13 protein-coding genes are annotated in these 15,544 nt (G+C 58.9%); 10 read left to right on the top strand and 3 right to left on the bottom strand.

The window, feature by feature from the left end; genetic code table 11:
* Positions 1-34: 34 nt before the first annotated feature.
* Entirely contained in the window at positions 35-517 is a 483-nt protein-coding gene (smpB, locus tag QLG10_RS25775) for an SsrA-binding protein SmpB (RefSeq protein WP_008057382.1), read from the bottom strand.
* Between the two features lie 118 nt (positions 518-635).
* Here smpB and QLG10_RS25780 point away from each other — a divergent pair, with 118 nt between their 5' ends.
* From QLG10_RS25780 to QLG10_RS25790, 3 genes are read left to right on the top strand one after another with little or no spacing between them, the layout of a single operon-like run.
* Positions 636-2,039 carry a sodium-dependent transporter gene (locus QLG10_RS25780; protein ID WP_110746730.1) on the top strand — a complete coding sequence of 468 codons (1,404 nt, stop codon included), beginning with the start codon at positions 636-638 and terminating at the stop codon, positions 2,037-2,039.
* A 7-nt stretch (positions 2,040-2,046) separates the two neighbouring features.
* Positions 2,047-2,481 carry a type II toxin-antitoxin system RatA family toxin gene (locus QLG10_RS25785; protein ID WP_020796518.1) on the top strand — a complete coding sequence of 145 codons (435 nt, stop codon included), beginning with the start codon at positions 2,047-2,049 and terminating at the stop codon, positions 2,479-2,481.
* A complete protein-coding gene (locus QLG10_RS25790; RefSeq protein WP_110746732.1) occupies positions 2,474-2,788 on the top strand; it encodes an RnfH family protein in 315 nt (104 codons plus the stop codon). The genes QLG10_RS25785 and QLG10_RS25790 overlap by 8 nt, the downstream gene beginning before the upstream one ends.
* A gap of 59 nt (positions 2,789-2,847) precedes the next feature.
* On the opposite strand, the gene QLG10_RS25795 is transcribed toward QLG10_RS25790, so the two are convergent.
* On the bottom strand, positions 2,848-3,375 hold the full coding sequence (locus QLG10_RS25795; protein ID WP_110746734.1) for an outer membrane protein assembly factor BamE: 528 nt from the start codon (positions 3,373-3,375) through the stop codon (positions 2,848-2,850).
* A 97-nt stretch (positions 3,376-3,472) separates the two neighbouring features.
* Here QLG10_RS25795 and fur point away from each other — a divergent pair, with 97 nt between their 5' ends.
* Complete coding sequence (gene fur / locus QLG10_RS25800) at positions 3,473-3,877, top strand: ferric iron uptake transcriptional regulator (RefSeq protein ID WP_003197684.1); 405 nt, start codon at positions 3,473-3,475, stop codon at positions 3,875-3,877.
* A gap of 190 nt (positions 3,878-4,067) precedes the next feature.
* Here fur and recN read toward each other — a convergent pair whose 3' ends face one another.
* Positions 4,068-5,741: a DNA repair protein RecN gene (gene recN / locus QLG10_RS25805; RefSeq protein ID WP_188264258.1), complete on the bottom strand. Its 1,674-nt coding sequence runs from the start codon at positions 5,739-5,741 to the stop codon at positions 4,068-4,070.
* Between the two features lie 242 nt (positions 5,742-5,983).
* Here recN and grpE point away from each other — a divergent pair, with 242 nt between their 5' ends.
* From grpE to carB, 6 genes are all read left to right on the top strand, one after another.
* Positions 5,984-6,550, top strand: a complete 567-nt coding sequence (gene grpE / locus QLG10_RS25810; protein ID WP_046820629.1) for a nucleotide exchange factor GrpE — start codon at positions 5,984-5,986, stop codon at positions 6,548-6,550.
* Between the two features lie 103 nt (positions 6,551-6,653).
* Positions 6,654-8,570 (top strand): molecular chaperone DnaK, encoded by a 1,917-nt coding sequence (gene dnaK / locus QLG10_RS25815; RefSeq protein WP_020796524.1) that lies wholly within the window; start codon positions 6,654-6,656, stop codon positions 8,568-8,570.
* A 297-nt stretch (positions 8,571-8,867) separates the two neighbouring features.
* Positions 8,868-9,992, top strand: coding sequence for a molecular chaperone DnaJ (gene dnaJ / locus QLG10_RS25820; RefSeq protein WP_046820627.1), 1,125 nt, complete (start codon positions 8,868-8,870; stop codon positions 9,990-9,992).
* Positions 9,993-10,002: 10 nt separating this feature from the next.
* Positions 10,003-10,806 (top strand): 4-hydroxy-tetrahydrodipicolinate reductase, encoded by an 804-nt coding sequence (gene dapB / locus QLG10_RS25825; protein WP_008057399.1) that lies wholly within the window; start codon positions 10,003-10,005, stop codon positions 10,804-10,806.
* Between the two features lie 259 nt (positions 10,807-11,065).
* Positions 11,066-12,202, top strand: coding sequence for a glutamine-hydrolyzing carbamoyl-phosphate synthase small subunit (carA, locus tag QLG10_RS25830; protein WP_179056709.1), 1,137 nt, complete (start codon positions 11,066-11,068; stop codon positions 12,200-12,202).
* Between the two features lie 118 nt (positions 12,203-12,320).
* On the top strand, positions 12,321-15,542 hold the full coding sequence (gene carB / locus QLG10_RS25835; protein ID WP_020796527.1) for a carbamoyl-phosphate synthase large subunit: 3,222 nt from the start codon (positions 12,321-12,323) through the stop codon (positions 15,540-15,542).
* The last annotated feature ends 2 nt before the right edge of the window (positions 15,543-15,544 follow it).

Below are 15,544 nucleotides of genomic sequence, written 5' to 3' on the forward strand. Positions count from 1 at the left end.
CCACGCAGAGCGTGGGAACGATCAGTGCAAGGAATTAATCTTCCTTGCCCTTGTTGCGCACCGCGCGCTGCAATTCGCGTCCGGCGTCGCGTTCGCGCTCGGTATCACGCTTGTCGTATTCCTTCTTGCCCTTGCCCAGAGCAATTTCGCACTTGACCATGTGCTTGCTCCAGTACCAGGACAGGCACACGCAGGCGTAGCCTTTTTGCTGCACGGCAGCGGCGAGCTTTTCCAGCTCCCGCCGGTTGAGCAGCAATTTTCGCGTGCGCACCGGATCGGCGATGACGTGGGTGCTGGCGGTCGTCAGGGGCGTGATATGACTGCCGAGCAGCCAGGCTTCGCCATCCTTGAGCAGTACGTAACTGTCAACCAGTTGCAACTTGCTTGCCCGCAGACTTTTTACTTCCCAGCCGGCCAGGACCAGACCAGCCTCGAACCGATGTTCGATGAAGTAATCGTGTCGCGCCTTTTTATTTTGCGCGATGGTCCCTGTTGGGTGTTTCTTCTGTTTAGCCATAGGGGCGGCATTATAGGGAGTTGCACGCGAGTCGGCTACGGGATTGCTACATGCTTGAGCAGGTTGATTGAATCCCGGACAATGCGGCCTCTTTTTTGAACGCTTGGTCGTAATATAGATGTCGACAGACAAGGTTTCTGTCCACGGCAGTTGGGCTAGCCGTTGGGTTTTCATACTCGCCGCGACCGGTTCGGCCGTGGGCCTGGGTAGTATCTGGAAATTCCCCTACATGGTTGGCGTCTACGGCGGCGGCGCCTTCGTGCTGATGTTCCTGGCCTGTATCGCCTTGATCGGTGTGCCGGTCATGCTCGCCGAAACCCTGATTGGCCGGCGTGCCCGGCAGAGTCCGGCCAATGCCTTGAAGGTGCTGGCGCTGGAAGCGGGGCATTCGACAAAGTGGTCGTGGGGTGCTTTTGCCGGAATGATCACGGCATTGTTGATCCTGTCTTTCTACAGTGTCGTCGGCGGCTGGTCGCTGGATTACATCATCGATATGGGCCGTGGCGACTTCCAGGGCGCGACTCCTGATCAGGTGGGGGCGTACTTTGGCAATGTGATTGCCGATCCCTGGCGCCTGACACTTTGGCACACGATTTTTATGCTGCTGTCTGCGGTGGTGATCGCAAAAGGCGTGGTCGCGGGGCTTGAACGCAGTCTGCGGATCATGATGCCGTTGCTGTTCGTGATGATCCTTGTGTTGCTGGGCTACAGCATGACCACCGGGCATTTCATGGAAGGTGTGCATTTCATGTTCGACTTCCACCCGGAAAAAGTCCTCGACGGCTTGCTGCCGGCCATGGGGCACGCTTTCTTTTCCCTGAGCGTCGGTGTCGGTTCGATCATGATCTACGGCGCCTACATGCCCAAGCATTCGTCGATCTCCGGGACCATCGTTGGCGTTGCGCTGCTGGATACCTTTGTGTCCCTGGTGGCTGGCCTGGCGCTGTTTCCGATTGTATTTGCCGGAGGGTTGAACCCGAGCGAAGGCCCTGGCCTGATGTTTGTCAGCCTGCCATTTGCCTTTGGCAACGTAGCGTTTGGCCAGTTGATGGGCGTAGTGTTCTTCGTACTGGTCGCGATTGCAGCCTGGAGTTCGGCCATATCCTTGCTCGAACCCATGGTGGCTTACCTGGTGGAGCGCTCGAAAATCAGTCGAACCTGGGTCACCTTCTGGCTGGCCTTCAGCTGCTGGTTTGTCGGCCTGGGTACCGTGTTTTCCTTCAATATCTGGAAGCAAGCCAAGTTTTTCGTGAACGAAGACGGGCTGTTTCACCTCTATCAATGGGGTGCGGCGGGTGGCCTGGACTTCTTTGGCGTGATCGATTTCTTCACCTCACGGATCATGCTGCCGCTCGGTGGATTGTGTTTCGTGGTATTTGCAGGCTGGGTAATGGGGCGTGAAGCAGTGCGTGACGAGCTGTCGATGCGAAACCCGATGTTGTTTGCCCTGTCCTTGTTCTTGATGCGCTATGTGGCGCCAATCGGCATTCTCATAGTGTTTGCCGCCCAGCTCTGGAAGTGACGCTGACATGACGACACACATTTCACGTTCGGCGTTGCTGCCGTACCCCGCGCAAGCGCTGTATGACCTGGTCAACGACGTGGCGCGTTATCCGGAATTCCTGCCTTGGTGCTCTTCAGCTGAAGTGCTGGAAAGCTCTGCCGATCATATGCGCGCGAGCGTTGGCGTGGCCAAGGGCGGGCTCAGCCAGCATTTCGTGACGCGCAACACCCTGGTGCCCGGCCAGTCGATCGAGATGAACCTCGAGGAGGGGCCGTTCACCCAGTTGCATGGCGTGTGGGTGTTCAAGCCGTTGGGTGAGAAGGCCTGCAAGATCAGCCTGGACCTGTCGTTTGATTATGCAGGGCCAATCATTCGCGCCACCCTGGGGCCGTTGTTCAATCAGGCAGCGAATACCCTGGTGGACGCGTTCTGCCAGCGCGCCAAGCAAATGCATGGTTGAGGCGATGATAGAGATCGAGGTGGTCTATGCCGCCGTTGATCGTCAGCTGCTCTTGCCGGTGAGCGTGCCGGCAGGAACCACCGTTCGCGCCGCGTTGTTCAAGTCCGGCATACGTCAGGCTTTTCCTGATCTGGACCTGTCGCAGTGTCCGGTGGGGATCTTCGGCAAGGTGATTGCCGATCCCGACAGTCGTCTGGTTCAATCAGGTGATCGCATCGAGATCTACCGGCCGTTGTTGGCGGACCCAAAGGAAGTGCGTCGCCTGCGTGCGGCGAAGGCTGCCGAGGCCAAGGCCCGGAATCAGTAAGTCGGGTAAATGCCAGGCGTAAAAAAACCCGGACATGCCGGGTTTTTTTATGTCGCAAATTATTGCGGCGAGGTTTCCAGAGGTTCTGGAGTCGGGACTGGCACGGTTTCGACACCGTCCACTTCCTTCTGGATCTGATCGAGCAACGAGCCAGGCTTGACCGGTTTTTCCGGTTTCGGCTGCTCGACCTGCTCTGCCGGCGCAGTCACGGTGGTGCCAGTGTCCTTGCCCAGAATGGCTTCGTCGCGGCTCACGCCAGGCATGAAGTCGCCAGAGAGGCTGACAAGCTGGTCATTTGAATTGAAGATAACGCTAATGCGTTCCTGTTGGCGTTCGCCACCACCCGGTTGCAGGCTATACAGATAATCCCAGCGATCGGCATGGAACGTATCGGTCAGCAGGGGGTTGCCCATGATAAACCTTACTTGCTTACGGGTCATTCCCGGGCGTAACTGGTCTATCATGTCCTGCGTGACGACATTGCCCTGCTGGATGTCGATTTTGTAAACCCCGGGGAATGAACAACCGGCGAGTGCGAGCAGTCCCACAAAGGTGAAACTGGTTAGCAAGAGCTTGGTGTTTTGCATCGGTGGGCGACTTCCACTATCTTGGCTGGGACAACGTAAACGCCGATCATACCCGCATTAAGAGAAGCTGCGAAGCAGCATCGCGAGAAAGCTGACCATGGTTGAAAATAGCGAACTACGCAAAGCCGGCCTCAAAGTGACCCTGCCACGGGTCAAGATTCTGCAAATGCTCGACTCGGCCGAGCAGCGCCACATGAGTGCCGAGGATGTCTATAAGGCATTGATGGAGGCTGGCGAGGACGTCGGTCTGGCCACGGTTTACCGTGTACTGACCCAGTTCGAGGCGGCTGGACTTGTGGTGCGGCACAACTTCGACGGAGGCCATGCGGTCTTCGAACTGGACGACGGCAAGCATCACGACCATATGGTCAACGTCGAAACCAGCGAAGTGATCGAATTCTTCGACGAAGAAATCGAGCGCCTGCAGAAAGCCATCGTCGACAAGTACGGTTTCGAGATGGTTGATCACAATCTTGTGTTGTACGTGCGCAAGAAAAAGTAAGCATGTCGCGCGAACCCAGGGTTCGCGAAACGAACGGAGGCGACCTAAGGGTCGCCTTCGTGCTTTCTGCCGCTTGTGCGGTTTGCAAAGGGTTCTTTAGGAGCTGCCGAAGGCTGCGATCTTTGATCTTTGCGTTTGTATGGACAAAGTCAAAAGATCGCAGCCTTCGGCAGCTCCTACAGGGTTCGTTTTAGATTTTTGCAGTGACGACCATTTTCTTGGCGTGAGCCAGGGATTCCTTGGTGAGATCGATCCCACCCAGCATTCGCGCCACTTCTTCTACACGATCGTTCTTGCTTAATTTGGAGACGGCCGTGCGAGTGGCATCTTCGCCCCGGACCTTGTGCACGAACAGGTGCTGATGCCCTTGTGCGGCCACTTGGGGCAGGTGCGTGACCGTCAGGACCTGCCCGCGTTCACCGAGCCTGCGCAGCAGTTGGCCGACGATTTCCGCAGTTGGTCCGCCAATGCCGACGTCCACTTCGTCGAACACCAAGGTCGGGACCCGGGACGTTTGCGCGGTGATCACCTGGATCGCCAGGCTGATGCGCGACAGTTCGCCACCCGATGCCACCCTCGCCAGGGCTTTTAAGGGCTGCCCCGGGTTGGCGCTAACCAACAGTTCCACCTGTTCGAGTCCGTTCGGAAGCAATTCATTGCTGTTGTTCGGTCGCAGCTCAATGGCAAAGCGCCCTCCGGGCATGCCCAGGCGCTGGATCTCCTGCTCCACCGCGCTGGCCAGGCTGCTGGAGGCTTGGTGGCGCAGGTCGCTCAACTCTCGAGCTTTCTCTTGATAATGACGGGCATAAGACGCCAGCTCATCACTCAGTCGTTCGATGGATTCATCGTTGGCGTTCAGGGTTTCGATTTCATCCAGTAACCGCTGCTGCATCTCTGCGACCTCGTTCGGCTGGATGCGGTGCTTGCGGGCCATGGTGTAGATCGCATCGAGGCGTTCTTCCAGGTATTGAAGGCGCGCCGGGTCTGCGTCGAAGTTATCCAGGAAGCGGTTCAGCTCACCCACGGCTTCTTCAACCTGGATCTGTGCGCTGGTCAGCAAGCTGCTGGCTTCGCCCAGCGCGCCAATCGAGTTGTTCACGCTCGACAGGCGATTAAGGCTTGCAGTCAGGGCGTTCAGGACATTGCCCGAATCACTCTCGCTACATTGTTCGACCACTTGCCGGCAGATACCCAGCAAGGTTTCTGCGTTGGTCAGGTTCTTGTGTTCCTGTTCCAGTTGCTCCAGCTCGTTGTCGCCGAGGCCAAGGTTTTCAAGCTCTTCAAGCTGGTAGCTGAGCAACTGATGGCGAGCGCGCTGCTCGTCGCCGGAGTTGGACAGTCGCTCAAGCTCCTGGTGAGTCTGGCGCCAACGCTGGGCGGCCAGGTGCACCTGGCGGGCAAGGTCCGTGGCGCCGGCATATTCGTCGAGCAGGCGGCGATGGGTATCGGTCTTGAGCAGGGACTGGTGTTCATGCTGGCTATGGATGTCGATCAGCAGTTCGCCCAGGGCCTTGAGGTCGCCCAGCGGGCAGGGGGTGCCGTTGATGTAGCCGCGCGAGCGTCCTTCGGCGGTAATGACTCGGCGCAGGATGCACGGGCCGTCGTTCTCGAGGTCGCGTTCGGCGAGCCAGGCGCTGGCTTCCGGGATGTCGGCCAGGTCAAAGGTTGCCAGGATGTCGGCTTTGTCTGCGCCGGGGCGGACCACGCCGCTGTCGGCACGATCGCCGAGGGTCAGGCCCAGGGCGTCGAGCATGATCGACTTGCCGGCGCCGGTTTCCCCTGTGATCACGCTCATGCCTCGATCGAGTTCAAGATCGAGATGTTCAACGATGGCGTAGTTATGTACGGACAGGTGCACCAGCATGAAGGCCGCTCCCAGGCTTTAGGTCTGGTTATTTATACAGTGTTTTATTTGCGACTGACAATGCCCCTCGTTAGCTCGATTTGCTTGATCCGACGAAATCCTTAGTGCGCAGAGGAATGACAATGCAGCTGTTTTTTGTAGGGTTAATGTTTGATCAGCCCCTTGAAGCTGGATTTTGCGGCCCCATATAGCTGGACAGAAGCGCGAGTCAGGCTCGCGGACGATATTGAAAGGAGAATTCTATGGCTGACGAACAGACAGTGGATACGCAAAATCTAGACGCCGATCAGGCTCCCCAGGCTTCGGGTGATGACCTGGCGGCTCGTGTACAAGTGCTCGAAGAGCAACTGGCAGGTGCGCAGGATCAGGCTTTGCGTGTGGCCGCCGATCTGCAGAACGTCCGCCGTCGCGCCGAGCAGGATGTTGAAAAAGCTCACAAGTTCGCGCTGGAAAAATTCGCCGGCGACCTGCTGCCGATCATCGACAGCCTGGAGCGTGGCCTGGAGTTGTCCAGCCCGGATGACGAAAGCATTCGTCCGATGCGTGAAGGCATCGAGCTGACCCTGAAAATGTTCCAGGACACCCTGAAGCGTTATCAGCTGGAAGCGATCGATCCGCATGGCGAGCCGTTCAACGCCGTTCTTCATCAGGCAATGGCCATGCAGGAAAGCGCTGACCTCGAGCCAAACAGCGTGCTCAAGGTGTTCCAGAAGGGCTACCAGCTTAACGGTCGCCTGCTGCGCCCGGCGATGGTCGTGGTCAGCAAGGCTCCGGCGCCAGTTTCGCCTTCTATTGACGAGCAGGCTTGAAATTAGCCGCAAGGCCCCCATTTAGAAGTCAAGCGTTTAAGTGCTACCGCAGTTAGCCACCACTGCTGCGGCAACCAAATCCAAAAGTTTCGGGAGAGTGAACATGGGCAAAATTATCGGTATCGACCTGGGGACCACCAACTCCTGCGTCTCCGTGCTTGAAAACGGCGTAGCCAAAGTTATTGAAAACGCCGAAGGCGCGCGTACCACGCCGTCGATCATCGCTTACGCCAACGATGGCGAAATCCTGGTCGGCCAGTCCGCCAAGCGTCAGGCTGTGACCAACCCGCATAACACCCTGTACGCCGTGAAGCGTCTGATCGGTCGCAAGTTCGACGAAGAAGTCGTGCAGAAAGACATCAAGATGGTTCCGTACAAGATCGCCAAGGCTGACAACGGTGACGCCTGGGTTGAAGTGAACGGCCAGAAGATGGCGCCGCCACAAATCTCGGCTGAAATCCTCAAGAAAATGAAGAAGACCGCCGAAGACTACCTCGGCGAGCCAGTGACCGAAGCGGTGATCACCGTTCCGGCCTACTTCAACGACAGCCAGCGTCAGGCGACCAAGGACGCCGGCCGCATCGCGGGCCTGGACGTAAAACGTATCATCAACGAACCAACCGCGGCTGCTCTGGCTTACGGTATGGACAAGGCCAAGGGCGATCACACCGTGATCGTTTATGACCTGGGTGGCGGTACTTTCGACGTTTCCGTGATCGAGATCGCTGAAGTCGATGGCGAGCACCAGTTCGAAGTGTTGGCCACCAACGGCGACACCTTCCTGGGTGGTGAGGACTTCGACATTCGTCTGATCGACTACCTCGTCGACGAATTCAAGAAAGAAAGCGGCATGAACCTCAAGGGTGATCCGCTGGCGATGCAGCGCCTGAAAGAAGCCGCTGAAAAAGCCAAGATCGAGCTGTCTTCCGCTCAGTCGACCGACGTCAACCTGCCGTACATCACTGCAGACGCTACCGGTCCTAAGCACCTGAACGTGAAGATCTCCCGCGCCAAGCTGGAAGCGCTGGTTGAAGACCTGGTTCAACGCACCATCGAGCCTTGCCGCATTGCGCTGAAAGACTCCGGTATCGACGTTGGCGCGATCAACGACGTGATCCTGGTCGGCGGTCAGACCCGTATGCCACTGGTTCAGAAGCTGGTGACCGAGTTCTTCGGTAAAGAAGCACGTAAAGACGTGAACCCGGACGAAGCTGTCGCCATGGGTGCTGCCATCCAGGGTGCGGTACTGGCCGGTGACGTTAAAGACGTTCTGCTGCTGGACGTCAGCCCGCTGACCCTGGGTATCGAAACCATGGGTGGCGTGATGACTGCGCTGATCGAGAAAAACACCACGATTCCTACCAAGAAATCGCAAGTGTTCTCGACCGCCGACGACAACCAGGGCGCCGTGACCATTCACGTGCTGCAAGGTGAGCGTAAGCAGGCTGCACAGAACAAGTCCCTGGGCAAGTTCGACCTGGCCGAGATTCCACCAGCACCACGTGGCGTGCCACAAATCGAAGTGACCTTCGACATCGACGCCAACGGCATCCTGCACGTAGGCGCCAAGGACAAGGCCACCGGCAAGACTCAGTCGATCGTGATCAAGGCCAACTCCGGCCTGTCCGATGAAGAGATCGAGCGCATGGTGCGTGACGCCGAGGCCAATGCCGAGGAAGACCGCAAGTTCGAAGAGCTGGCCGCTGCCCGTAACCAGGGTGACGCACTGGTTCACTCGACGCGCAAAATGGTCGCTGACGCTGGCGACAAGGTAAGCGCTGAAGAGAAGACTGCGATCGAAGCTGCCGTGGTTGCCCTGGAAGCCGCTGTAAAAGGCGACGACAAGGCTGCTATCGAAGCCAAGGTTGAAGAGCTGTCGAAAGTCTCCGCTCCAGTGGCGCAGAAGATGTACGCCGAACAGGCTCAGCCTGCTGAAGGCGCGGCACCGCACGACGACAAGGCGCAAAAGGCTGACGACGTTGTCGACGCTGAGTTCGAAGAAGTAAAAGACCACAAGTAAGTTGTTGGTCGCCCGGTTGACTGCCTTGCGGCGGTGACTGGTAGGATGTCGCCGCGCGGGAGCTTGCTCCCGCGTTGGCGTGTCTGGAATACGCGAATTTTTACAGCATGCGACTGCGGTCGGATGTTGCAGGCATGGCCGGGAATGCTCCTGCTTTCCGAGCCGCAAGTGCCACATCGAAACAAAGACCAGGATCGTTGAATTGACGTGAGTTGGGTCCGGGCCTGTATTGGGGCTCAACGAGTTTGACGAGGCTCAGGAGAGGTTTGTCGAACGTCCTCAAGAGTGCAGAGACTTATGGCAAAGCGTGACTATTACGAAGTATTGGGTGTTGAGCGAGGTTCAAGCGAGTCGGACCTGAAGAAGGCCTACCGTCGCCTGGCGATGAAGCACCACCCGGACCGTAATCCTGATGACAAGGCATCGGAAGAGATGTTCAAGGAGGCCAACGAGGCCTACGAAGTGCTCTCCGATTCCAGCAAGCGTGCGGCCTATGACCAGTACGGTCATGCCGGTGTCGACCCGAGCATGGGTGGCGGCGGCGCCGGTTTCGGTGGCCAGAACTTCTCGGACATCTTTGGTGATGTCTTCAGCGACTTCTTCGGTGGCGGTCGCGGTGGTTCCCGCGGTGGTGCCCAGCGAGGCAGCGACCTGCGTTACACCCTGGAGCTGAACCTGGAAGAAGCGGTGCGTGGCACCAGCGTGAATATCCGCGTTCCGACACTGGTCAACTGCAAGCCGTGCGACGGCTCGGGTGCCAAGAAAGGCTCTTCGCCGGTGACCTGCCCGACTTGTGGCGGTATCGGCCAGGTACGCATGCAGCAAGGGTTCTTCTCGGTGCAGCAAACCTGTCCACGTTGCCACGGGCAGGGCAAGATCATTTCCGATCCTTGCGATTCCTGCCATGGCGAAGGTCGTGTCGAAGAGTACAAGACCCTGTCGGTCAAAGTGCCGGCCGGTGTCGATACCGGTGACCGCATTCGCCTGTCGGGCGAGGGCGAGGCGGGTGCCCAGGGCGGGCCAACCGGCGATCTGTACGTGGTGATCAACGTGCGCGAGCACTCGATTTTCCAGCGTGACGGCAAGCATCTGTTCTGTGAAGTGCCCATCAGCTTCGTCGATGCGGCGCTGGGTGGCGAGCTGGAGATTCCTACCCTCGATGGTCGGGTCAAGCTGAAAATCCCTGAGGGGACTCAGACCGGCAAGCAGTTCCGCGTGCGTGGCAAGGGCGTTGCGCCTGTGCGTGGCGGCGGTGCGGGTGACTTGATGTGCCGTGTGGCAGTCGAGACGCCGGTCAACCTGAGCCGTCGCCAGCGTGAACTGCTCGAAGAGTTCCGCAGCTCCCTGGCGGACGACAACAGTCATTCCCCGAAAACCACGGGCTGGTTCGAAGGCGTGAAGCGCTTCTTCGGCGATTTGTAAGGAGACAGGCATGCGACGTATAGCTGTGATGGGCGCCGCCGGGCGCATGGGCAAGACCCTGATCGAAGCCGTGCAGCAAGCACCAGGTGCTGGCCTGACGGCAGCGGTGGATCGTCCTGACAGTACGCTGGTCGGCGCGGACGCCGGCGAGCTGGCGGCTATCGGTCGCATCGGCGTGCCACTGTCGGGTGACCTGGATCGCGTGGTCGATGAGTTCGACGTACTGATCGACTTCACTCATCCGACGGTGACCCTGAAAAACCTCGCCTTCTGCCGCAAGCACAACAAGGCGATGATCATTGGCACAACCGGCTTCAGTGTTGAAGAGAAGCAGTTGCTGGCAGAGGCGGGCAAGGATATTCCGATCGTCTTCGCGGCCAATTTCAGCGTCGGTGTAAACCTTTGCCTGAAGCTGCTCGATACCGCTGCCCGGGTGCTGGGTGATGATGTCGATATCGAGATCACCGAAGCTCACCATCGGCATAAGGTCGATGCGCCGTCAGGTACGGCCGTGCGCATGGGTGAGGTGATTGCCGATGCCCTGGGTCGCGACCTGAAGAAAGTCGCGGTTTATGGACGTGAGGGCCAGACCGGTGCTCGCGAGCGCGAGACCATCGGTTTTGCCACGGTGCGCGCTGGCGACATCGTGGGTGATCACACTGTGTTGTTCGCCGCCGACGGTGAGCGTGTCGAGATCACTCACAAGGCCTCCAGTCGCATGACCTTCGCCAAGGGCGCGGTGCGCGCTGCTTTGTGGCTCGACGGGCGTGAAGCGGGTCTTTATGACATGCAAGACGTGCTCGACCTGCGTTAAGATGCACCCGAAATCGGGCTCGCGCACAGCGTTTGAGCCCGGTTTTACCCCGCCAAGCGACGACCTGTCGCATTCTCCAGCCTTTAAGGCTCATTGGCGGTAGACCAAAAATGCCTTTTTCTGTAAGCTACAGCTTTAGTGTGTCCACTAAAAGCGCGCAGAATAATTCAGTGAAGAAGCGGGGTGACGTGTCCATACGTCACTCCGCTTTTTTACAACCTGCGATCGCCCTTTCAGGCTTTATTTACGGGAGGTCTTCTTGACTAAGCCAGCCATACTCGCCCTTGCTGATGGCAGCATTTTTCGCGGCGAAGCCATTGGAGCCGACGGTCAAACCGTTGGTGAGGTGGTGTTCAACACCGCAATGACCGGCTATCAGGAAATCCTTACCGATCCTTCCTACGCCCAACAGATCGTTACCCTGACTTACCCGCACATCGGCAATACCGGCACCACGCCGGAAGACGCCGAGTCCAACCGCGTCTGGTCTGCTGGCCTGGTCATCCGTGACCTGCCGCTGGTGGCGAGCAACTGGCGTAACACGATGTCCCTGTCGGACTACCTGAAGGCCAACAACGTTGTGGCCATCGCCGGTATCGACACCCGCCGCCTGACGCGCATCCTGCGTGAAAAAGGTGCGCAGAACGGCTGCATCATGGCCGGTGACAACATTTCCGAAGAAGCCGCCATCGCCGCCGCCCAGGGCTTCCCTGGCCTCAAGGGCATGGACCTGGCGAAAGTCGTCAGTACCAAAGAGAAGTACGAGTGGCGTTCGACTGTCTGGGATCTGAAGACCGACAGCCACGCGACCATCGAAGCCTCCGAACTGCCGTACCACGTGGTGGCCTACGACTACGGCGTCAAGGTGAACATCCTGCGCATGCTGGTCGAGCGCGGTTGCCGCGTGACCGTGGTGCCTGCACAAACTCCAGCCGCCGAAGTGCTGGCCCTGAAGCCGGACGGCGTGTTCCTGTCCAACGGCCCTGGCGATCCCGAGCCTTGCGACTACGCGATCCAAGCGATCAAGGACGTGCTGGAAACCGAGATCCCGGTGTTCGGTATCTGCCTCGGTCACCAGCTGCTGGCCCTGGCCTCCGGCGCCAAGACCCTGAAAATGGGTCACGGCCACCACGGTGCCAACCACCCGGTCCAGGATCTGGACAGCGGCGTGGTGATGATCACCAGCCAGAACCACGGTTTTGCGGTAGACGAAGCAACCCTGCCTGCCAACGTTCGCGCGATTCACAAATCGCTGTTCGACGGCACCCTGCAAGGTATCGAGCGTACCGACAAGAGCGCCTTCAGCTTCCAGGGTCACCCTGAAGCCAGCCCTGGCCCGAACGACGTAGCACCTCTGTTCGATCGCTTCATCAACGAGATGGCCAAGCGACGCTGATCGCTCGCCCTGATGTTGCAAAGCTTGAGGGTGGTCCCGATATCGGCGACCCCTTCAAGTCTTCACAGATTGATCAAGACGGCTTGCCGACTGACCTGCGGATTTGAGTGACAAACCCATGCCAAAACGTACAGACATTAAAAGCATCCTGATTCTCGGCGCTGGCCCGATTGTGATCGGCCAGGCCTGCGAATTCGACTACTCCGGCGCCCAGGCCTGCAAAGCCCTGCGCGAAGAGGGCTACCGCGTCATCCTGGTGAACTCCAACCCGGCCACCATCATGACCGACCCGGCCATGGCCGACGCCACCTACATCGAGCCGATCAAGTGGCAGACCGTTGCCAAGATCATCGAGAAAGAGCGTCCGGACGCGCTGCTGCCGACCATGGGCGGCCAGACCGCCCTGAACTGCGCCCTGGACCTGGAGCGCGAAGGCGTCCTGGAGAAGTTCGGCGTAGAAATGATCGGTGCCAACGCCGACACCATCGACAAGGCTGAAGACCGTTCGCGTTTCGACAAGGCGATGAAATCCATCGGCCTGGCGTGCCCGCGTTCCGGCATCGCCCACAGCATGGAAGAGGCCAATGCGGTCCTCGAGAAGCTGGGCTTCCCGTGCATCATCCGTCCGTCCTTCACCATGGGTGGCACCGGTGGCGGTATCGCGTACAACCGTGAAGAGTTCGAAGAAATCTGCGCCCGCGGCCTGGACCTGTCTCCAACCAAAGAGCTGCTGATCGACGAATCGCTGATCGGTTGGAAAGAATATGAAATGGAAGTTGTCCGCGACAAAAAGGACAACTGCATCATCGTCTGCTCTATCGAAAACTTTGACCCGATGGGCGTGCACACCGGTGACTCGATCACCGTGGCGCCGGCACAGACCCTGACCGACAAGGAATACCAGATCCTGCGTAACGCCTCCCTGGCGGTACTGCGTGAGATCGGCGTGGAAACCGGCGGTTCGAACGTTCAGTTCGGTATCTGCCCGAACACCGGCCGCATGGTCGTGATCGAAATGAACCCGCGTGTATCCCGTTCCTCGGCACTTGCCTCGAAGGCCACCGGTTTCCCGATCGCCAAGGTCGCGGCCAAGCTGGCTGTGGGCTACACCCTGGACGAATTGTCGAACGACATCACCGGCGGCAAGACCCCGGCGTCCTTCGAACCGTCCATCGACTACGTCGTGACCAAGCTGCCACGTTTCGCCTTCGAGAAGTTCTCCAAGGCTGATGCGCGCCTGACCACTCAGATGAAGTCGGTGGGTGAAGTCATGGCCATCGGCCGCACCTTCCAGGAATCCCTGCAGAAAGCCCTGCGCGGCCTGGAAGTCGGTGTCTGCGGTCTGGACGAGAAGGTTGACCTGCGCAACCCGGAAAGCATGAGCATCCTCAAGCGCGAACTGACCGTGCCGGGCGCCGAGCGAATCTGGTACGTGGCGGACGCCATGCGCGCTGGCATGAGCGTTGAAGACATCTTCGGCATGACCATGATCGATCCTTGGTTCCTGGTGCAGATGGAAGACCTGATCAAGGACGAAGAGAAGGTCAAGACCCTGGGTCTGACCAGCATCGACCGTGACCTGATGTTCCGCCTCAAGCGCAAGGGCTTCTCCGACATGCGCCTGGCCAAGCTGCTGGGTGTGACCGAGAAGAGCCTGCGTGCCCACCGCCACAAGCTGGAAATCTTCCCGGTCTACAAGCGCGTCGACACCTGCGCCGCCGAGTTCGCCACCGATACCGCGTACCTGTACTCCACGTACGAAGAAGAGTGCGAAGCCGCGCCGTCGGGCCGCGACAAGATCATGATCCTGGGTGGCGGTCCTAACCGTATCGGCCAGGGCATCGAGTTCGACTACTGCTGCGTACACGCGGCACTGGCCCTGCGCGATGACGGTTACGAGACCATCATGGTCAACTGCAACCCGGAAACCGTTTCCACCGACTACGACACCTCCGATCGCCTGTACTTCGAGCCAGTGACCCTGGAAGACGTGCTGGAAATCGTCCGCGTCGAGAAGCCAAAAGGCGTGATCGTCCAGTACGGCGGCCAGACCCCGCTGAAACTGGCCCGTGCCCTGGAAGCTGCTGGCGTGCCGATCATCGGCACCAGCCCTGACGCCATCGACCGTGCCGAAGACCGCGAGCGCTTCCAGCAAATGGTCCAGCGCCTGAACCTGCGTCAGCCGCCAAACGCCACCGTGCGCAGCGAAGACGAAGCGATTCGTGCAGCCAGCAAGATCGGTTATCCGCTGGTGGTGCGCCCGTCCTATGTACTGGGCGGTCGTGCGATGGAAATCGTCTACGAAGAAGAAGAACTCAAGCGCTACCTGCGTGAAGCGGTTCAAGTGTCCAACGACAGCCCGGTGCTGCTGGACCACTTCCTCAACTGCGCCATCGAAATGGACGTGGACGCGGTCTGCGACGGCAAGGACGTAGTGATCGGCGCGATCATGCAGCACATCGAGCAGGCCGGCGTTCACTCCGGTGACTCCGCATGCTCGCTGCCGCCGTACTCGCTGCCGGCGCACATCCAGGACGAAATGCGCGAACAGGTCAAGAAAATGGCCCTGGAACTGGGCGTGGTCGGCCTGATGAACGTTCAGTTGGCACTGCAAGGCGAAGACATCTACGTCATCGAAGTCAACCCGCGCGCTTCGCGTACCGTACCGTTCGTGTCCAAGTGCATCGGCGTTTCCCTGGCGATGATCGCAGCACGCGTGATGGCCGGTAAAACCCTGCAGGAGCTGGGTTTCACCAAGGAAATTATCCCGAACTTCTACAGCGTGAAAGAAGCGGTGTTCCCGTTCGCCAAATTCCCTGGCGTCGACCCGATCCTCGGCCCGGAAATGAAGTCGACCGGCGAAGTGATGGGCGTGGGCGACACCTTCGGTGAAGCATTCGCCAAGGCCCAGATGGGTGCCAGCGAAGTGCTGCCGACCGGCGGTACTGCATTCATCAGCGTGCGCGATGACGACAAGCCACTGGTTGCAGGCGTGGCCCGTGATCTGATCAACTTGGGCTTTGAAGTGGTTGCCACTGCCGGTACTGCCAAGCTGATCGAAGCCGCAGGCCTGAAAGTGCGCCGCGTGAACAAGGTGACCGAAGGGCGTCCGCACGTAGTCGACATGATCAAGAATGACGAAGTCACCTTGATCATCAACACCACCGAAGGCCGTCAGTCGATCGCTGACTCCTATTCCATTCGTCGCAATGCCCTGCAGCACAAGATTTACTGCACCACCACCATTGCTGCTGGCGAAGCGATCTGCGAAGCGCTGAAGTTCGGTCCCGAGAAGACCGTACGCCGCTTGCAGGATCTACACGCAGGATTGAAGGCATGAGC

Source organism: Pseudomonas sp. V98_8 (assembly GCF_029967975.1).
In the GTDB taxonomy this organism is placed as follows: Bacteria; Pseudomonadota; Gammaproteobacteria; order Pseudomonadales; family Pseudomonadaceae; genus Aquipseudomonas; species Aquipseudomonas umsongensis.